The following is a 17,934-nucleotide window of genomic DNA, read 5'->3' as shown; positions in this document are numbered from 1 at the left end:
CCTAGCCCGCGCGTGGCCGTCCAGCTCGCGGTGAGGCCACTCGTCCCCGGCGCGCTCGGGCAGTCCGGCGCGCCGGCCGTCCGCAAGGTCGGCTCCGCTCGCAGCGCCACCGATGCGCCATCCCACCAAGATGATCATCTCTTTGTCCGCGACACTCACATCGGAGAAGACATGACAGCCCCGGCCACCACCGGAGTCGTGCTGGAGCCCGCCTGCCGGCGATTCCTGGACCGCGCCTCGCGACGGATGCCGTCCCTGCACGAGATGGACCCAGCCAAGGCACGCGCCGCCTTCGACGATCTGCAGTCAGACCCGGTGGACCTGCTGCCGGTGGACGAGAGGTGGGTCACCGTACCCGCCTCGGTGGGGGACGTCACGGTGCGTCTCGTCCGGCCACGGGGCGCCGCGGCGCCGCTGCCGGTGGTGCTCTACCTGCACGGCGGCGGCTGGGTCCTCGGCAACGCGTTCACCCACGATCGGCTGGTCCGCGAACTCGCGGTCGGCGCCCGCGCCGCGGTCGCGTTCGTCGAGTACACCAACGCGCCCGAGGCGCGTTACCCCGTGGCGATCGAGCAGGGGTACGCGGTCGCGCGGTGGATCGGCCGGCAGGGCGCCGGGTACGGCCTCGACCCGGGCCGCGTCGCGGTGGCCGGCGACTCGTCCGGCGGCAACATGGCCGCGGCGCTGACGCTGATGGCGAAACAGCGGGGCGACGTGCGCTTCGTGCACCAGTCGCTGTACTACCCGATCACCGACGCCGTCATGGACACCGGCTCCTACCGGGACTTCGCCACGGGGTACCTCCTCACCGCGCGGGCGATGGCGCGGTTCTGGGACGAGTACCTGCCGGACGCCGAGCGGCGGCGGGAGGTCACCGCCTCGCCGCTGCGGGCCACCCCGGCCGAGCTCACCGGCCTCCCGCCCGCCTTCGTCGTCGTCGGCGAGGCCGACCTCCTGCGCGACGAGGGCGAGGCCTACGCCGCGAAGCTGCGCGGCGCCGGCGTCCTCGTCACGACCGTGCGGTACGACGGCACCGTCCACGGCTTCATGACGTTGAACGAGCTGAGCGACACGTGCGCGGGGCGCGCGGCGACGGCTCAGGCGGTCGCCATGCTCCGCTCCGCCTTCGGCGCCTGAAGGCGATGACGCCTGGCCATGCCGGGATCCCGTGCCGCCGGACAGCGGCCTTCTCGCCTCACAGCTTTTCAGCGATCGATGGCGAGAACCGCTGTCCTTCCTCGCGCCTCGAACATGACGCCACACAGGTCGGCTCGGCGACGCTGCTACAGCTACAGCGGGCACGGCGCGCAGAGCCACATCCTGCGTAATTCCTTCATGGTCCTGCTCGGTCGTGCTTGGTTGCATGGACCTGTGAAACCAGCGCAACGCGTGGCCTGTCCGGCGGTTCGCGGTCGGATGCCCACGGGGAGAGGTGATGCGGGCATGCTTGTCGAGTCAGCCTTCGGTCGCATCGGTGGTGTTGGCGCGAGACCCGTTCATCACGTGGGAGGCACCGACGTACCGTGGCGGGACCTTTTCCACCGCCCCTCCTGGGGAGGCTGGCGCGGCCGTGACGCGAGCGCTGGACGGCGCGGCAATGTGCTGCTGGGCCGGCAGGCCGAGTGCGACGCGCTCGACCGGCTCCTCTCGGCGGTCCGCGTCGGTGAGAGCCGGTCGCTGCTGGTCCACGGTGAGGCGGGAATGGGCAAGTCGGCGCTGCTGGAATACGTGCGCGACAGCGTGTCCGGCGTCCGCATCGCCGCAGCCGCGGGCACGGTGACGGAAAGGGAGCTGGCCTTCGGCGGGCTGCATCAGTTGTGTGCCCCCTTCCTGGATCATCTGCCTCGCCTGCCGGAGCCGCAGCGCGATGCTCTCGGCACGGCGTTCGGCCTCAGCGCGGGAGCCGCACCGGACCGCTTCCTGGTCGGGCTCGCCGTCCTCGGCTTGTTCGCCGACGTGGCCGAGAAGGAGCCGCTGGTCTGCCTCGTCGACGACGCCCAGTGGCTCGACCAGGTCTCCCTGCAGACCCTCGCCTTCGTCGCGCGACGCCTGCCCGCCGAGCCGGTCGGGTTGATCCTGGCGATGCGTGAGCCGTGCCTCCCATCCGATGTGGTCGGGTTGCCGCAGCTCGAAGTGGGCGGGCTGAGTGACAGCGACGCTCGCGCTCTGCTCGACTCGGTGACGCCCGGGCGGCTTGACGAGCAGGTACGCGACCGCATCATCGCCGAGACGCGGGGAAATCCGCTGGCGCTCCTCGACCCGTTTCCAGGATCGACGCCGGCAGAGCAGGCGGGCGGGTTCGGGTGGCCTGACGCGCGGCCGTTGGCGAACCAGGTCGAGCTGGACTTTCTGCAGTGCGTCGAGGCGCTCCCCGAAGAGACACGGCACCTGCTGGTCATCGCGGCGGCAGAGCCGACAGGCGACGTGGCCTTGCTGACGCGTGCGGCGGAGCTGATGGGAATCAAGGCGGACGCCGGGACGCCGGCCGAAGTCGCGGGACTGATCACCATCGGCACCTTGGTGCGCTTCCGGCATCCCCTTGTGCGCTCGGCGGTCTACCGCATGGCGGCCCCGGACAACCGTCGCAACGTGCATCGTGCGCTGGCTGACGCGACCGGTCTCCACGGCGACCGGGTACGTCGCGCATGGCACCTGGCCAACGCCACAGCCGGCCTCGACGAGATCGTGGCCGCCGAGCTGGAGCACTCCGCCGACCGGGCACAGACGCGTGGCGGAGTCGCGGCAGCAGCCGCGTTCCTCGAGCGGGCGGCCCAGCTGACACCCGATCCCGCACGCCGCGGAACCAGAGCATTGACAGCGGCACGGGCGAAGTACCGGGCCGGTGGGTACGACGCCGCGCTCGACCTGCTGGACGCGGCGGAGCTCGGCCCCTTGGACGAACGCGGACGCGCCCGCTCCAAGCTGTTGCGAGCTCAGATCGTCTTCGCCTCCACCGGCGGCGGCGCCGCCTTGCCGCTGCTGTACCAAGCCGGCAAGGACCTTGAGCCGTTGGACCCCGGACTGGCGCGCGCGACCTACCGTGACGCCTTGAGCGCGGCCACGATGGCCGGCCGCCCGGCGAGTGGCGCGCAGTTGGCGGACGTCGCCTTGGCAGCGCTCGCCGCACCGCCGGGGCCGCCACCGGAGCGTCATGAGTCGCTCCTGAGCGGCGTGGCCATGGTGGCCACGAAAGGCTACTCGGCGGGCGTGCCAGTGGTGCGGCAGACCCTGGACGCCTTCCGCGTCGAAGGGATCTCGGGGGAAGAGGGTCTTGGCTGGCTCTCGTTCGCGTGTCACATGGCCCCGCTCGTCTGGGACTTCGACAACTGGTCGGCGCTCTCAGCGAAGCTCGTCGAGCTGGCGCGTGAGAGCGGCGCTCTGTCGGTGCTGCCATCGGCTCTCCATATGCTCGTGTCGAATCGGGCCGCCGCCGGCGAGTTCGCCGCGGCCGAGACGCTGCTCGCCGAGGCGGTGATGATCGGCGAGGCGACAGGCAGCCGCTTGCTCGCCCGGTACACGGCCCTGGTGCTGGAGCCCTGGAAGGGCCGGGAAACCGCGACCCGTCACGTGATCGAGGCGGTCATGCGAGAGGTGGCTCCGCAAGAGGAAGGCGAGGTGGACGTCACCGCCCAATGGGCGAGTGCGGTGCTCTACAACGGCCTCGGCCGCTACGAGGAGGCGTACGGCGCGGCGGCGCGAGGCTCCGGGCATGCACAAGAGCTCGCAAGCCCGGCCGTTGGATCCTTGATCGAGCTCGTCGAGGCGGCAGCTCGGAGCAGGAGGCCGGCCCGCGCCGCCGACGCGGCCCAGAGAATCGATGAGATGGCGCAGGCGAGTGGCACCGGCTGGGCACTCGGCACCTCGGCGAGCATGCGTGCCCAGGTGAGCGACGGCCCGGCCGCCGAGACTCTGTACCGTGAGGCGATCGAGCGGCTCGAACGCACCGGGGCCCGGATGATGCTCGCCCGCAGCCGGCTGCTCTACGGCGAGTGGCTGCGCCGGGAGAACCGCCGCATGGACGCACGTGAGCACCTGGGCGTCGCCTACGAGATGCTCAGCCAGATGGGGGCCGAGGCGTTCAAGGAACGTGCGCGGCGCGAGCTTCAGGCCACCGGCGAGAAGGTCGGCAAGCGCACCGCCGAGGTGCGAGTCACCCTCACCACCCAGGAGGTCCAGATAGCGCGTCTGGCCGGTGAAGGGCTGACGAACCTCCAGATCGGCTCCCAGCTCTTCATCAGCCCTCGCACCGTCGAGTGGCACCTGCGCAAGGTGTTCGGCAAGCTCGGCATCGTGTCCCGTAAACAGCTTCGCGCCACGCTGCTCGACGGCGCGGGGTCCATGTCCTGACGGCGCCCGGGGAGAAGGGGGCGGTTGCGCGACCGTGTTGGTACGTCTCTAGCCGGTGGCCGTCCGGTCCTCAAGGATGAGATGGATCGCGGTGTCCATACGCTCGTGGAATTCTTCGCGGCCGGTGACCTGATGCTTCCATCCCGTCGCGGTCGCGTGCAGGACGGCCGCGACCGCCTCAGGAGTGCCGCGCTCGGCGCGGATCGCATCGGCATGCCGCGCGATGGCCTTGGCGACCAGCAGGTCGAAACGGGCGGCGTACTCCGCGAGCAAGCCTCCCACGGGGGCCGCGCTCGTCTCGATGAGCACGCCGACGTCTGAGACCCCGGGCTCGATGTAACGGCCGAGCCATCGGTCGAACGCCGCCACCAGCCGCTCCCGCAGTGACAGGTGCGGTGCCGCCAGCGCATCGGTGACCGCGGCGATGCCTTGCCGCAGTTCGTGCTCCACCGTGGCGCGGAACAACTCTTCCTTGGTGGCGAACAGGAAGTACAGCCCCGGACGCGAGATGTCCGCGGCGCGGGCGACCTCGTCCATCGACGCCTTGCGGAAGCCGTAGCGGGCGAAGACCTGAAGGGCCGCAGTCAGGACGTGCTCGCGGCGTTGCGGATCGCCGGGACTGCGGGTGGCCACGGTGTCCATGGTACGAGAAGCGCCACAGACTAGGCGAACTAAGCTTGCTATACACTCTTTGCATAATCTGTATAGTGCACATTACCGCGGAGCGTTCGATGACCAAGACCGTTCTCATCACTGGGACCTCGACCGGCATGGGCCGCGAGCTGGCTCTTCAGTTCTCCCGCCGCGGCTGGAACGTCGCCGCGACCCTGCGCGACCCGGCGAAGGCGGACCCGTCCTTCGCCGGGCTCCCGCAGTTCCTCGTGCTGCCCCTCGATGTCACCAGGCCCGAGACCATTCGTAGCGCCGTCGCCGAGACCACTGAGCGCTTCGGCGGGATCGACGTGCTGGTCAACAACGCCGGCTTCGCTCAGATGGGCACCTTGGAAGAGGTCTCCGTCGAGCAGTGGCGCACCCAGTACGAGACCAACGTGTTCGGTGTGGTGAACGTCATTCAGGCCGTCCTCCCGCAGATGCGGGAGCGACGGGCGGGCCACATCCTCATCACTTCCTCCATGGGCGGCCATGTCAGCCTGCCGACCATGTCCGCCTACACCAGCTCGAAGTTCGCCGTCGAAGGCCTCGGCGAAGGGCTGGCGAAAGAGATCGCCCCGCTGGGCATCCACGTGACGATCATCGAGCCGGCGGGCTTCACCACCCCGTTCTTCCAGAACCTCCGCCAGGCGGCGCGGACGCTCGACGACTATGAGCCGGCGCGGGCGGCGATGGCGGCCTTCGCGAAGACTTCGGTGCGCGGCGACCTGGAGAAGGCGATGTCGGCCGTGGCCGACATCGCCGGAAGCGAGAAGCCTCCGTTGCGCCTCGCCGTCGGAGGCGGTTTCGGTCTCGCCATGGTCCAAGGCAAGATCGCGGACCTGGAGGAGAACTACGCCGCCTGGAAGGAGGTCACCCTGGCCACCGGCTGACGTGCCGCGTCGCACCTGCCGAACTCGTCGAGAACGCCGAGCAGCTCTCTTGACGGCGATGGCCGTCCTGGTGGCCAGGCTCGGCAAGCGGGAACGGGTCGCCTTCATCCTCCGCGAGGCGTTCGACCTGCCGTACCGCAACATCGGTGAGCCGCCCGGGCTCAGCGAGCCGAAAGCGCGCCGGCTGATCCGCCGCGCGCCGGACTCGCCCGGAAGAACTGACGCGGCGGCGGCGTATCGCGGGTGGCGGCCGGAACCCCATCACTCGCGTCCCTCCCACCGGAGCGGAACTCCCGGGCAGCCGGCGTATTCCGGGCACCGGCCGACCGGGGTCGGCATGCTCGGCGCGGCGTGGACGCCCTACGTGCGCCGGTTCCGGGTGGCCGATCGGAGAGCGAGCAGGGCGAAGGGCAGAACGGCGAACAGGTTGATCATCATCATGGTCTCCGCCAGGGCCTGGTGGCTCCAGACCGCTCCGGAAGGGTCGGTCACCGCCATGTCCCCGGCGGCCAGGAAGTAGGACACCGCGTTCAGGGCGAGTGCCGCGTACACGACCGGCGCCGGCGCCTGGGACGTCTCCCGGACCACCGCCTGGCGGCGATGAAGGTAGAGCGCGAAAACCTGGAAGAACAGGTAGGTGACCAGCCACCAGCCCAGATAGTTGGTGAACGGCACGCCGAAGACACCGCCGCCGCGCTCCCACTCCCAGACGTGGTTCACGGTCGAGGCGATGGAGTCACTGCCCAGGTCGAACACCGTCATCAGCACCGCGGCCAAGGTCGGCACCGCGAAGAGGTCCGTGGTCCGGCGCCTGTCACCGGCGAGCAGCAGTTCGGCCACGCGCCAGCAGAGATAGCCGAGGCCGAAATACACCGGGCCGATGTAGATCGGCACGTGGATGAGTTGCGGGCCACCGGTGTAGTGATAGTGGCCGAACGGGAACCCGGTCCCGACGCTCAGGTTCTCGAAGAAGTTGCTGATCAGGAGCGTTTCAGCGGCGAAGAAGAGCAGCGTTCCCCAGCCGTACCGTCGGACGCCGTCGATGAGCGCGATCGGCACCGCCAGGAGCAGCACCGGAAGGATGGCCGCCGCTCCCGTGGCGGCGAACGGCAGCACCACTGCCAGTACCACCGCGGCGGCGGCGAGGATCCACGTGGTGGCGGTCCAGAAGGTTCTCATACCGGCTCTTGATCGGAAATGTCGCGGCGGGTCACGGCCTCCGTGCGGGTTGCCGCAGCGGACTCCGCCTGGTGCACGCGCCAGCCGACAAAGAGGAACACGAGGGCGAGCGCCACCTCCAGGCCGAGCCCGGTGCCCACTCCGACGGCCTCGAGGAAGGAGAAGTGGTCGAAGTGCCGGATGTGGAAAGTGAAGTGGGTGGCCGCGTAGATGAGGTAGCCGATGAGCGCCGACAGGACGACCTTGCTGTCGAGCACCCAGGCGGCGAAGTACAGCATGGCGGTCAGCGCGAGCCCGAGGCCCCCGACGTCGGAGATCAGGTGCTCGTTGTACGGGGGGTCGAGTTTCACCGTGGGGAAGTCGTCGTAGAAGGAACGGGGGAAGACGTACTGCCAGACGGAGGCGACCGTCTGCAGCGCGGCCAGGGCGAGCAGCCCACCGCGCAGCCACTTCTTGGCGGATCCATATTGCATACCCCTATGACGCCTGTCCTGATGTCTTTCGTGACATGGCACCCGGGCGGGGATGGTGTGGTTGCGGTCGTTGCGGGCTCGTGGTGGAGGCACCGCGGGCTCGCGGGCATGCGCCCACGGTGCTGTCGCACGGGCAGGGCGTCGATCTGCTGGACGGGTCCGGACTGGATGCGGCCCGTACCACGCGGGCAAGCCCCGGCAGGAGACCTCCGCGACGCCCGCATGACCAAGTCCACTCCCACGTAACGACGGGACCCCTGGGTCCAGGGCTTCCCCCGGGGATCGACCAGTGCCTTCCCCGGGTTCGGCCGGAGCCTCGCGGTGACAGTCTGAAGATCGGCGGGGTGAGGGCCTGCCGGACGGAACCTCCGCGCCGCGCCATGAGCCGCCCGCTTCCGTGTCCGGCTCATCACCATCTGATAGTGAAAGGGAGCTCCTCATGAGCAAGCACGTATTGGAGCCGGCGGCGCAAGCGATCGCCGACGCGACCTCCAAGCCGCCGTTCCTGTACGAGTTGGGGCCCGACGGCGCCCGCAAGGTGCTGGACGACCTCCAGGCGGCCCCGATCGACCAGCCCGACGTCGACGACAAGTGGATCACCGTGCCGGCCGAGGCCGGAGAGGTGCGGGTGCGCATCGTCAAGCCGGTGGGCGCCGCGGGGGCGCTGCCTACGGTGCTGTACGTGCACGGCGGTGGCTGGGTGCTGGGCAACGCCGGCACCCACGACCGCCTCGTCCGCGAACTGGCCGTGGGCGCGGGCGTGGCGGTCGCCTTCGTGGAGTACGATCGCTCGCCCGAGGCCCGCTACCCGGTGGCCATCGAGCAGGCCTACGCCACCGCCCAGTGGATCATCCGGCAGGGCGCCGGCGAGGGCCTGGACGCGACCAGGCTCGCGGTGGCCGGCGACTCGGTCGGCGGCAACATGACCGCCGCGCTGACCATCATGGCGAAGCGGCGCGGCGACGTGCGGTTCGTGCACCAGTCGCTGTACTACCCGGTCACGGACGCCGGCCAGGACACCGGCAGCTACCGCGAGTTCGCCGACGGCCCCTTCCTGACCGCCAAGGGCATGGCCTGGTTCTGGGACTGCTACACCGCCGACCCCGCCCAGCGGGCCGAGATCACCGCCTCCCCGCTGCGGGCCACGCTGGAGGACCTGGCCGGGCTGCCGCCCGCGTTCGTCATCGTGGACGAGAACGACGTGCTGCGCGACGAGGGCGAGGCGTACGCCCGCAAGCTCACCGCCGCCGGCGTGCCGACCACCAGCGTCCGCTACAACGGCATCATCCACGACTTCATGATGCTCAACCCGGTCCGCTCCACTCAGGCCGCCGGCGCCGCCGTCGCCCAGGCCGTCGCGGTGCTGAAGGCCGCCCTGCACACCGGGAAGGCCGGCGCGTGAGCTCCTCGGAACAGCCTGCCGTCGTCCTGGTGCACGGTGCCTTCGCCGAGTCCGCGAGCTGGAACGGCGTGATCCGGCACCTGCGTGATCGCCGGCTGGACGTCGTGGCCGTCGCCAACCCGCTGCGCAGCGTGGCGGACGACGCCACCTACCTGCGCGATGTGATCGCGGGCCTCGGCCGGCCGGTGGTGCTGGCCGGTCACTCCTACGGCGGCATGGTGATCAGCGAGGCGGCGGCGTCGAATCCGGCCGTACGGGCCCTGGTCTACGTCGGCGCGTTCGCGCCGGAACCAGGCGAGAGCGCGGGCACGCTGTCCGGCAAGTTTCCCGGCAGCACCCTGGGCGAGGCGCTGGTGGCCTACCCGCTGGCCACCGGCGGCCAGGAGTTCCGCATCGCCGAAGAGAAGTTCCACCACCAGTTCTGTGCCGACCTGGACGCCGGCGAGGCCGCGTCGATGGCGGCCACGCAGCGGCCGGTCACCGAGCGCGCCCTGTACGGAGAGCTGACGGTGAGCGAGCCGGGCTGGCGGAGCCTTCCGTCCTGGTTCGTCTTCGGCGAGAGCGACCGCAACATCCCGGTGGCGGCGCTGCGGTTCATGGCCGAACGGGCCGGCTCGCGCGGCACCCGCGAGGTCGCCGGCGCCTCGCACGCGATCGCGGTCGCGCAACCCGGCACCGTGGCCGCCGCCATCCTCGACGCCGCCGGCCACGTGCGCGGCTGAGGTGTTCATGCCCGCGACCCTGGTTCGGCCGAACGCGACCCGGACCGGTTCGCCGACGACCTGGCCGCCCGGCTTCGACGTGCCTCCCGGCCTGGCCGGGGAGACCGTGCGGCACGTGGACGAGGCGATGAAGGACAGCATCCTGAGCCTCTGCCGCTCCGCGCTTCACCTGGGCGCCGAACGGGAGCCGTCGCTGGCGAAGATGGCCGCGGTACCACGGGCACGACCTTGCGTGGACCGCCGGCCTGGTGATTCGCCGGCATCCGCGTGATCACCGATCTGAGCCGGCAAGAGGGATCGGGACCGAGCGGCCGGCGTCCCTGTCCCGGCATTCGGGACAGGGTGACCGAGCAGTTGCAGCGAAGGAAGGGTCATCTCGCCGTCATCAACGCCACGATCGCCGCCTACCGGGCGATCGTGGCAGAACAGGAGAACCGATGAGAACGACACCCCTCGGCGACGGCTTGACCGTGTCCGCAATCGGCTTTGGCGCGATGGGCATGAGCGCCTTCTACGGCGGCAGCGACGAGCGGGAATCGATCGCGACGCTGCGGCACGCCGTCGACTCCGGCGTCACCTTCATCGACACCGCCGAGGCGTACGGGCCTTTCGAGAACGAGAAGCTGATCGCCCGAGCCCTCGGCGACCGCCGCGACGAGGTCGTGCTGGCCACCAAGGCCTCGGCGGAAACCGACGACGACGGCACCGTGCACGGCCGCAACGGCACCCCCGCCTACATCCGGCGCGCGGCCGAGCGGTCGCTGCGCCATCTCGGCACCGACGTGATCGACCTGTACTACCTGCATCGCGTGGATCCGAACGTGCCGATCGAGGAGTCGGTCGGAGCGATGTCGGAGCTCGTGGCCGCCGGCAAGGTCCGCCACATCGGCCTGTCGGAGGCCTCGGCGCCGACCATCAGGCGGGCGCACGCCGTACATCCCCTGGCCGCCGTGCAGTCGGAGCTGTCGCTGTTCTCCCAGGACGTGCTGCACAACGGCGAGAAGGCGGTCATGGATGAGCTCGGCATCGGTCTCGTGGCCTTCTCTCCGCTCGGGCGCGGCGTGCTCACCAGCGGCGTGCGCAGTCTCGACGACCTCGCACCCGAAGACGCCCGCCGCGGGCTGCCGCGCTTCCAGCCCGACGCCTTCGCCGCGAACCTCGCCCTGGTCGAGCGGCTGAAGGCCATCGCATCCGACAAGCAGGTCACGATCGCGCAGCTCGCCCTGGCCTGGGTGCTGGCCCAGGGTGCGGTCCCGATCCCTGGCACCCGCCGCCGCGCCCGCCTCGACGAGAACATCGCCGCCCTCGACGTCGAACTCACCGGCCCCGACCTCGGCCGCCTGGCAGGCGCGTTCACCGCCGCCGAGATCGTCGGCCATCGCGACTTCGTCGCGGTCGCCGAGGGAACCGACCGCTGACCACTCTGGCCCCACTCCGCGCTGGAGGCCACGTCGGTGATCCGGTCTCGGAGGGCGACGCGGGGGAGACCCACCGACCTCCAGGAGATCGCGGCGCTTCCAGGACGGGTCATGGCCCGTCGGTGAGTACGAACCGCGCACGGCGCGGCCAGGAAGAGTCTGCCGTCGAAGCGTATGACCGGCGACATGGTGCCCCTGACGGCGTACCGGCGGCCCTCACCTCTGAAAGGACGTATGACGATGAGCCCCGTGATCGTGGGCGTGGACGACTCCGAGGCCGGCCTGCGGGCCGTGGAGTGGGCGGCGGGCGAGGCCGTACGCCGACGGCTACCGTTGGAGATCGTGCACGGCTTCTCCTGGCCGCGCTTGGGAGTCCCCCTCGGACCGGCGCCGGGCGCGCCTGCCGGCCAAGGCGGGCTCCGGCACGCCGCCGAGCGGATCGTGGCCACCGCGCTGGACCGTGCGCAGGCGGTCGCGCCCGGTCTCGACGTGACCGCCGCCATGATGGAGCAGGCACCCGCGTCCGCTCTCCTGCGACGTTCCCACCACGCGGAACTTCTCGTCGTGGGCAGCCGCGGACTCGGCAAGATCGGCGGCCTGGTGCTCGAATCGGTCGGTGCCGAGCTCGCCACCCGGGCCCCCTGCCCGGTGGTCGTCGTGCGCGGCTCGGTCACGCCACGTGGTCCCGTCGTGGTGGGCATGGACGACCGCCACGACAACGACGCGCTGATCGCCTTCGCGTTCGCCCACGCCGCCCGGACCGCGAACGTCGTGACCTTCGCGCATGTCAGCGGGGGATCCACGAGCCCCACGAAGCCGACCCTGCCCGCACACCTTCTCCTGAGCTCCTGGTACGAGCGATTCCCCGAGGTCGCGGTCGTCCAGGAGGACCTCACCGGTCGCCCCGGCAGGACACTCGTGCGTACCGCGCAGCAGGCGTCCCTGCTCGTGGTCGGCTCCCGCCACCATTCCGAGTTCGGCGCGTTGATGAAGGGGTCGGTCAGCCAGACGGCACTGCATCAGGCGGCACTGCATCAGGCGGCCTGCCCAGTGGCGATCATCAGCCTCCACCCGTAGACCTCCTCAACCTGATCTCGACGAGCAGGTGGCGCGGCGACCGCGCCATGAAGAGCACCCGAACGGGTCGTTCCTCCAAGGAGAACCATGAAACACCCCAGAAAGCGGCCATCATGACCGACTACGGACATCCCATGAGCTTCGGGCTGAGTCTCGATCCCGACGCGGACCGGCTCACCCGGACCAGGCAGCTGGCCAGGGCCGCCGCGGACGGCGGCCTGGACTTCCTCGCCGTGCAGGACCACGCCTACCAACCCGGTCACCTGGACGCCTGGACGCTGATCACGCACCTCGCCACGCAGACCGAGCGCATCTCGTTCCTCACCGACGTCGCGGATCTGCAGCTGCGCCCGCCGGCCATGCTGGCCAACGCCGCAGCGTCGCTCGGCGTGCTGGCCGAGGGCCGGATCACCCTCGGCGTCGGCGGCGGGGCGTTCGCCGACGCCATCGCCGGGATGGGCGGCGGACGGCGCACCGGCCGCGAGATGGTGGCCTACACCGAACAGGCGCTGCACATCATGCGCGCCGCGCTGACCGGCGGCGCCGTCCGGCTGCACAGCGACCAGCACACGATCGAGGGCTACACCGCCGGCCCCGTCCCGGCGTCGCCCATCCCGCTGTGGCTCGGCAGCCAAGGGCCCCGGATGCTCGCCGTCACCGGCCGTTCCAGTGACGGCTGGATCTCGCCGCTCAACATCTACGTCCCCCCGGACGAGGTCCCCGCCAAACAGAAGATCATCGACGACGCCGCTCGCTCGGCCGGGCGCGACCCGGCGGCGGTCCGCCGGGTCTACAACGTGATCGGCGTGATCGGCGATGTGCGTGGCGGCCGCGGCCTGGTCGGCGACGTGCGGCTCTGGACGGAGACACTCGCCACGTGGGCGACCGAGCTGGGTTTCGACACGTTCGTCTTCTGGCCGATGACCGCACCCCTGTCCCAGCTCGCGGTGTTCGCGGCCGAGGTCGTCCCCGCCGTCCGGGAGCGAGTCGGCCAGATCCGGGGACGACGATGACGCCGAAGCCGTCCACGGTTCCGCCCGAGCTGGAAGGCAGAATCGTCACCCCTGGGGACGCGCGGTATCGCCTTCTGCGCTCCACGTACACCACAATGGCCGAGCCCGCGGCCGTCCTGATTCCCGAGAGCACCCGCGAGGTCGTCGCGGCGTTGCGCTTCGCCCGCGAGCAGGGCCTGCCGCTGAGCGTGCGCAGCGGAGGGCACGGCTTGTCCGGGCGTTCCTCCAACAACGGCGGCGTGGTCATCGACCTGTCGGCGCTGAACCGCATCGAGGTGCTCGACCGCGAGGCGCGGCTCGTCCGGGTGGAGGCCGGCGCCCGCTGGGCCACGGTCGCGCAGGCTCTGGCGCCGCACGGGCTCGCGATCAGCTCCGGCGATCACGGCAACGTGGGTGTCGGCGGCCTGGCCACCGGAGGCGGCATCGGCTGGCTGGTCCGCCGCTACGGACTGACCATCGACCACGTCCGCGCGGCGGAGGTGGTCCTGGCCGACGGCACGACCGTGCGGACCGACGCGGAGCATGAGCCGGACCTGCTGTGGGCGGTTCGCGGCGCCGGGTCCGGGGTCGGCATCGTGGTGGCGTTCGAGATCGAGGCAATGGAGCTGCGCGACGTCGGGTACGCGCAGATCGTCGTGCAGATCGACCGGGGCGGCCACGCGCTGCGGCAATGGGCCGAGCACCTGGCATCGGCCACCCGCGACGTGACCACTGCCGTCACTCTGCAGTCTCATGGCTCGGCCCTGATCGCCGCCATCACCGCCGTCGTCGCCGACGCGGACGAGCCTCGCCTGCGGGCAGCGATCGAACCGCTGCTGAAGATCGGCACCCGGTTGCTCGACCTGCACGCGCAACTGGCTCCGTACCCCGCTCTGGTCTCCACCGCGCACCTGCATCCCAACACCGGCCAGCAGCCCAGCACGACCACCAACGGCCTGCTCATGGCCATGACCGACGATGACGCCGCGGCCCTCACGGCCACCGCGACCCTGCCCTCGCACCCTTTGGTCCAGCTGCGCTCGGTGGGCGGCGCGGTCAACGACGTCCCGGCCGACGCGACCGCCTATCCGCACCGGCATCAGAACACCCTGGTCATCGTCTCGACGTTCCCGCCGCAAGGCGGCGTGGAACTCGACGCCGCCTGGCACCTGCTGGCCGGACGAGTCGACGGAGCCTACACCGGCTTCGAGAGCCGCCCAGGACCGGAGGCCTTCTCCCGCGTCTACCCGGGTGCGACAGGCGAACGCGTCATCGGCTTGTGGAACCGGTACGACCCCGACCGCATCTTCCGTGCCTTCTGAGCCGCACATGCGAATCCCGTTCACGGCGCGGACGTGGCCGACAGACGCCAAGCGGAAAGGACCCCGGTGCACACATGGATGCCTCCAGCCAGCACGACCCTCCGACCGGCCCGGCGAGGGCCTCCGTCACCACGATCACGCTCAGCCATCGGCATCTGCCCGGCACGAGCGTGATCGCGGTCGGCGGCGAGGTCGACCTTGCCAGCAGCGGCCGGCTGGCCGACTACGTCAAGGGTGTGCGCCGGCCCGGCGACCATGTGGTCTTCGACCTGACCGGCTTGCTGTTCCTGGACTGTTCCGGTCTGCGGGTTCTGATCGCCAGCGCTCGGCAGGCGGCCGCGGACGACGCGATGGTACTCCTGGCGGGGGCGCACGGCGTACCCGCCAGGCTGATGCACATTGTCCGGATGCACTCGTTGCTCCCTATGGTGAGCACGGTCGAGCAGGCCCTCATCACCCTGCCCATCACCGCCTGCGCAGGGACCAGGTGAACCCTGACGGCCAGTACCACAAGCCCTGCGCACGGCTCTCCGGCAGCCTTCCCGTACGCGTCCGCATACCCGCCGAGCGCGCTCGCCCGCGCACCCTTGGCCCAGGTGAAGCCCGCACCGGCCAGTCAGGCCGTTCCCGCGGGCCACATCACCTGAGCGGAGATGCGACCGGGTCCGCCTGTCGCCACAGGCTCAGCCGGTCCTGCCCGCGATCCACGCACGAATCACACCGACGCATGACAGGCGGCCACCATGACGCTGCAGCGAACTCGCCACGATCACGCCCCACGCCCACCCCTGCGCTGGATGACCCGCGCCGCCTGCCAGGATGCCGATCCCGGCCTCTTCTTCCCGATCACCGGGGAGACCTCGCAGCAGGGCCCGGCCGACGATCAGGCACGGCGCATCTGCCAGGCCTGCCCCGTACAGCCGGCCTGTCTCGACTGGGCCCTGCGCACCGGCGAACCGGACGGCCTGTGGGGCGGTACCACCCCGGCGGAACGCCGACGGCTACGCGCCCGCCGGCAACAGGCCCCGGCCACGGCATGACTGTCCGCCGGGCCCGCCGCGCAGGCCCCGCCGACGCGCCGGACCGGGCGTTTGACTTGAAGCGCTTGAGGTGATGCAGGCTGTGGACATGGCAACGACGGGGAAGAACGCAACCGTCTCCGCGGTGTCGATTCAGGACGTCTCTCGAGTGAGCGGCCTGTCCGAACCGACGCTGCGTTACTACGAGAAGATCGGCCTGATCGGCCCGGTACCCCGGGACGAGAGCAGCGGCCACCGGCGCTACGACAGCAGGGCCGTCGAGACGATCGAGGCACTGAGCTGCCTGCGGGCGGCCGGGATGAGCGTGCAGGACATGCGCGCCTACCTCCGGTACCTGGACGGTGCCGAGGGCAACGCGGCCGAGATGCGGGATCTGTTCCTGAGGAACGCCGAGCGGGTGGCGCAGGAAATCGAGCAGATGCAGGTCCGGCTGCGCTATCTGCAGCTCAAGGCCGACTTGTGGGCCGCCCGCCAGGACGGCGACACCGCCAGGGAACGCCAGGTCGTGCAGGACATCACCAGCACCATCGCTGACCTTCGATAAAGAAAGAAGAACAACATGTCCCACAGTACGGGCCTTCAGCAGGCCGAAGAGTCAGGCGACGGAGAACTGGTTCTGGTGACCGGAGGTAACGGTTACCTGGGGTCGCATGTGATCAGCTCCTTGCTGCGGGCCGGTTACCGGGTGCGCACGACGGTGCGTTCGCTGGAACGGGCCGGCCAGATCCGTGCGACAGCGGCCGGCGCCGGTCCCGATCCCGGAGAACGACTGGAAGTTGTCCAGGCCGATCTGAACGCCGACGAGGGCTGGCACGAGGCGGCGCGGAACTGCACCTACGTCCTCCACGTGGCCTCGCCCTTCCCGGCGGGTCAGCCGCGGCACGAGGACGAGGTGATCGTCCCCGCTCGTGACGGCGCGCTGCGCGTCCTGCGGGCGGCACGGGACCAGGGCGTCGAACGGGTGGTGATGACGTCGTCCTTCGCCGCCATCGGCTACACCCGCAAGCCGGGCGACGAGTACGACGAGAACGACTGGACCGACCCCGACGACGACCTCACCCCGTACATCAAGTCCAAGACCGTCGCCGAGCGGGCAGCATGGAACTTCATGCAGGCCCAGGGCGGTGACCTGAACTTGACCGTGATCGCACCCACCGGCATCTTCGGCCCGGTCCTCAACGACCACCTGGCCGTGTCCGTGGCCTTCGTCAAGGCGATGCTCGAGGGAGCAGTCGCGGTCGTGCCGCCGCAGTACTTCGGCGTGGCGGACGTCCGTGACGTGGCCGACGTCCACGTGCGGGCGATGACCTCCCCGGAGGCCGCAGGGGAGCGGTTCCTCGTCAGCAGCGGTGAGGCGATCAGCTTCCTGCGGATAGCGAACATCCTCGCCGAGCACCTGGGCGAGCGCGCCGCCCGGGTACCCGTCCGGGAGCTGACCGCGGAGCAACTGCGCGAAGCCGCGCGCACCAATCCTGCCCTCCGGGAGGCTCTCACCCAACTGGGCAAGATCCCCGTCCTGCGCACCGACAAGGCCCGCAAGCTGCTCGGCTGGCAGCCACGCGACGTGGTCACCACCATCGTCGACACCGCCGAGAGCCTCTTCCGGCACGGGCTGATCGACGGTCAACCGGCTCCTCGGCCGGCAGAGCACGATCAGGCCTGATCCGGCAGGCGTCCAGAAGTTTCAGCAGCGGCCCTTGGACGCGGGGTGGCAGGCCATGCCGCGAGGCCCGGCGGGTGAGCTCCACCCAGCCGACTTGTACAGAATCGCGGGGTTGGCGAGCGACGCTCGACAGCGGCCGCTTGGCTGCGAGGTGCTGGTAGGCGTCCTCGACCCACTCGCGCAGGCCGACGGGGGCGATCCGGTCGGCCGGGACGGCCGCCGGGAGGAGGGCGGACATCTCGGGGTCCGCGATGCGCGGCCATCGCAAGGCGCAGACCGCAGAGCGGCTGGCCGCAGGGAAGATCTGGCAAGACAGCGGATTCGTCTTCACTGGCGAGCTCGGCCGCCCGCTGCATCCGCGGCACGTCAGCGACCAGTCCTACCTGCTGTCTGCGTCCCTGATGGTGGCGGCCGGAGTCGACCTGACGATCGTGCGGGAGACGCTCGGGCACGTCTCCTCCACCTTCACGCGCGACACCTACACCAGCGTCTACCCGGAGGTGGCTCGCGCGGCCGCCGAGTCCACCGCCGCACTCATCCACGCCGTGCCGGACACCGGTCACGACCCCTTCGCCTCGACCTACCACGGGGCGGCCGGCGGCGGAAGGGGAACCGGCCATTACTCCATTCGGGCCGTCAACAGCGGTCACAATGACATGCATGGCCGCGCGCTGAAGGCATCCAGCGACAAATGCGAATCTCATCGGGTCACACCTTGCCTTCGGAAAGCAGCGCCGGCTCGGTGATCAGCGAGA

Annotated in this window: 18 protein-coding genes; 15 read left to right on the top strand and 3 right to left on the bottom strand. The window is 70.4% G+C overall.

The genetic code is table 11. The annotated features are described in order from the left end of the window. Nucleotides 1-171: 171 nt before the first annotated feature. Both HCN51_RS37585 and HCN51_RS37580 read left to right on the top strand, forming a co-directional pair. On the top strand, nt 172-1,137 hold the full coding sequence (locus HCN51_RS37585; protein WP_168016508.1) for an alpha/beta hydrolase: 966 nt from the start codon (nt 172-174) through the stop codon (nt 1,135-1,137). Between the two features lie 306 nt (nt 1,138-1,443). Further along, nucleotides 1,444-4,347, top strand: a complete 2,904-nt coding sequence (locus tag HCN51_RS37580; protein WP_168016506.1) for a helix-turn-helix transcriptional regulator — start codon at nt 1,444-1,446, stop codon at nt 4,345-4,347. 48 nt (nt 4,348-4,395) lie between these two features. Here the strand turns inward: HCN51_RS37580 and HCN51_RS37575 are convergent, their stop codons facing one another. Then, nucleotides 4,396-4,980: a TetR/AcrR family transcriptional regulator gene (locus tag HCN51_RS37575; protein ID WP_346433929.1), complete on the bottom strand. Its 585-nt coding sequence runs from the start codon at nt 4,978-4,980 to the stop codon at nt 4,396-4,398. A 98-nt stretch (nt 4,981-5,078) separates the two neighbouring features. On the opposite strand from HCN51_RS37575, the gene HCN51_RS37570 reads away from it, so the two are divergent. Then, nucleotides 5,079-5,891 (top strand): SDR family oxidoreductase, encoded by an 813-nt coding sequence (locus tag HCN51_RS37570; protein WP_168016502.1) that lies wholly within the window; start codon nt 5,079-5,081, stop codon nt 5,889-5,891. Between the two features lie 360 nt (nt 5,892-6,251). Here HCN51_RS37570 and HCN51_RS37565 read toward each other — a convergent pair whose 3' ends face one another. Both HCN51_RS37565 and HCN51_RS37560 read right to left on the bottom strand, forming a co-directional pair. Continuing rightward, nucleotides 6,252-7,070 (bottom strand): carotenoid biosynthesis protein, encoded by an 819-nt coding sequence (locus HCN51_RS37565; protein ID WP_168016482.1) that lies wholly within the window; start codon nt 7,068-7,070, stop codon nt 6,252-6,254. Further along, nucleotides 7,067-7,543: a hypothetical protein gene (locus HCN51_RS37560; protein WP_168016480.1), complete on the bottom strand. Its 477-nt coding sequence runs from the start codon at nt 7,541-7,543 to the stop codon at nt 7,067-7,069. The genes HCN51_RS37565 and HCN51_RS37560 overlap by 4 nt, the downstream gene beginning before the upstream one ends. A 439-nt stretch (nt 7,544-7,982) precedes the next feature. On the opposite strand from HCN51_RS37560, the gene HCN51_RS37555 reads away from it, so the two are divergent. The 12 genes from HCN51_RS37555 (at nt 7,983) to HCN51_RS37500 (ending at nt 17,925) form a co-directional block, all read left to right on the top strand. Further along, on the top strand, nt 7,983-8,945 hold the full coding sequence (locus HCN51_RS37555; protein ID WP_168016478.1) for an alpha/beta hydrolase: 963 nt from the start codon (nt 7,983-7,985) through the stop codon (nt 8,943-8,945). Beyond that, complete coding sequence (locus tag HCN51_RS37550; protein ID WP_168016476.1) at nt 8,942-9,667, top strand: alpha/beta fold hydrolase; 726 nt, start codon at nt 8,942-8,944, stop codon at nt 9,665-9,667. The genes HCN51_RS37555 and HCN51_RS37550 overlap by 4 nt, the downstream gene beginning before the upstream one ends. A 7-nt stretch (nt 9,668-9,674) precedes the next feature. Further along, complete coding sequence (locus HCN51_RS37545) at nt 9,675-9,938, top strand: hypothetical protein (RefSeq protein ID WP_168016474.1); 264 nt, start codon at nt 9,675-9,677, stop codon at nt 9,936-9,938. Between the two features lie 166 nt (nt 9,939-10,104). After that, on the top strand, nt 10,105-11,085 hold the full coding sequence (locus tag HCN51_RS37540; RefSeq protein WP_168016472.1) for an aldo/keto reductase: 981 nt from the start codon (nt 10,105-10,107) through the stop codon (nt 11,083-11,085). A gap of 240 nt (nt 11,086-11,325) precedes the next feature. Next, a complete protein-coding gene (locus HCN51_RS37535) occupies nt 11,326-12,162 on the top strand; it encodes a universal stress protein (protein WP_168016471.1) in 837 nt (278 codons plus the stop codon). Between the two features lie 113 nt (nt 12,163-12,275). Beyond that, nucleotides 12,276-13,175, top strand: coding sequence for an LLM class flavin-dependent oxidoreductase (locus HCN51_RS37530; protein WP_168016469.1), 900 nt, complete (start codon nt 12,276-12,278; stop codon nt 13,173-13,175). A 95-nt stretch (nt 13,176-13,270) separates the two neighbouring features. Then, entirely contained in the window at nt 13,271-14,476 is a 1,206-nt protein-coding gene (locus tag HCN51_RS37525; protein ID WP_168016467.1) for an FAD-binding oxidoreductase, read from the top strand. Between the two features lie 74 nt (nt 14,477-14,550). Beyond that, entirely contained in the window at nt 14,551-14,967 is a 417-nt protein-coding gene (locus tag HCN51_RS37520) for an STAS domain-containing protein (RefSeq protein ID WP_168016465.1), read from the top strand. Between the two features lie 252 nt (nt 14,968-15,219). Further along, entirely contained in the window at nt 15,220-15,516 is a 297-nt protein-coding gene (locus tag HCN51_RS37515; RefSeq protein ID WP_428981565.1) for a WhiB family transcriptional regulator, read from the top strand. Nucleotides 15,517-15,604: 88 nt separating this feature from the next. Beyond that, the gene (locus HCN51_RS37510; protein WP_168016546.1) at nt 15,605-16,060 is read left to right on the top strand and encodes a MerR family transcriptional regulator; all 456 of its coding nucleotides are present in this window, start codon (nt 15,605-15,607) and stop codon (nt 16,058-16,060) included. A gap of 15 nt (nt 16,061-16,075) precedes the next feature. Further along, nucleotides 16,076-17,179, top strand: coding sequence for an SDR family oxidoreductase (locus HCN51_RS37505; RefSeq protein WP_168016463.1), 1,104 nt, complete (start codon nt 16,076-16,078; stop codon nt 17,177-17,179). 251 nt (nt 17,180-17,430) lie between these two features. Further along, nucleotides 17,431-17,925: a site-specific integrase gene (locus tag HCN51_RS37500; RefSeq protein WP_168016462.1), complete on the top strand. Its 495-nt coding sequence runs from the start codon at nt 17,431-17,433 to the stop codon at nt 17,923-17,925. The last annotated feature ends 9 nt before the right edge of the window (nt 17,926-17,934 follow it).

The sequence above is a fragment of the Nonomuraea composti genome, assembly GCF_012034275.1.
In the GTDB taxonomy this organism is placed as follows: domain Bacteria; phylum Actinomycetota; class Actinomycetes; order Streptosporangiales; family Streptosporangiaceae; genus Nonomuraea; species Nonomuraea composti.
This window is presented reverse-complemented; position numbering and strand designations above follow the sequence as displayed.

Excerpts from the sequence above, each read along its gene's own strand:
- HCN51_RS37585 (WP_168016508.1), top strand. The coding sequence starts at position 172 with ATGACAGCCCCGGCCACCACCGGAGTCGTGCTGGAGCCCGCCTGCCGG.
- HCN51_RS37580 (WP_168016506.1), top strand. The coding sequence starts at position 1,444 with ATGCTTGTCGAGTCAGCCTTCGGTCGCATCGGTGGTGTTGGCGCGAGA.
- HCN51_RS37570 (WP_168016502.1), top strand. The coding sequence starts at position 5,079 with ATGACCAAGACCGTTCTCATCACTGGGACCTCGACCGGCATGGGCCGC.
- HCN51_RS37565 (WP_168016482.1), bottom strand. The coding sequence starts at position 7,070 with ATGAGAACCTTCTGGACCGCCACCACGTGGATCCTCGCCGCCGCCGCG.
- HCN51_RS37560 (WP_168016480.1), bottom strand. The coding sequence starts at position 7,543 with ATGCAATATGGATCCGCCAAGAAGTGGCTGCGCGGTGGGCTGCTCGCC.
- HCN51_RS37555 (WP_168016478.1), top strand. The coding sequence starts at position 7,983 with ATGAGCAAGCACGTATTGGAGCCGGCGGCGCAAGCGATCGCCGACGCG.
- HCN51_RS37545 (WP_168016474.1), top strand. The coding sequence starts at position 9,675 with ATGCCCGCGACCCTGGTTCGGCCGAACGCGACCCGGACCGGTTCGCCG.
- HCN51_RS37540 (WP_168016472.1), top strand. The coding sequence starts at position 10,105 with ATGAGAACGACACCCCTCGGCGACGGCTTGACCGTGTCCGCAATCGGC.
- HCN51_RS37535 (WP_168016471.1), top strand. The coding sequence starts at position 11,326 with ATGAGCCCCGTGATCGTGGGCGTGGACGACTCCGAGGCCGGCCTGCGG.
- HCN51_RS37530 (WP_168016469.1), top strand. The coding sequence starts at position 12,276 with ATGACCGACTACGGACATCCCATGAGCTTCGGGCTGAGTCTCGATCCC.
- HCN51_RS37525 (WP_168016467.1), top strand. The coding sequence starts at position 13,271 with ATGGCCGAGCCCGCGGCCGTCCTGATTCCCGAGAGCACCCGCGAGGTC.
- HCN51_RS37520 (WP_168016465.1), top strand. The coding sequence starts at position 14,551 with ATGGATGCCTCCAGCCAGCACGACCCTCCGACCGGCCCGGCGAGGGCC.
- HCN51_RS37515 (WP_428981565.1), top strand. The coding sequence starts at position 15,220 with ATGACGCTGCAGCGAACTCGCCACGATCACGCCCCACGCCCACCCCTG.
- HCN51_RS37510 (WP_168016546.1), top strand. The coding sequence starts at position 15,605 with ATGGCAACGACGGGGAAGAACGCAACCGTCTCCGCGGTGTCGATTCAG.
- HCN51_RS37505 (WP_168016463.1), top strand. The coding sequence starts at position 16,076 with ATGTCCCACAGTACGGGCCTTCAGCAGGCCGAAGAGTCAGGCGACGGA.
- HCN51_RS37500 (WP_168016462.1), top strand. The coding sequence starts at position 17,431 with ATGCGCGGCCATCGCAAGGCGCAGACCGCAGAGCGGCTGGCCGCAGGG.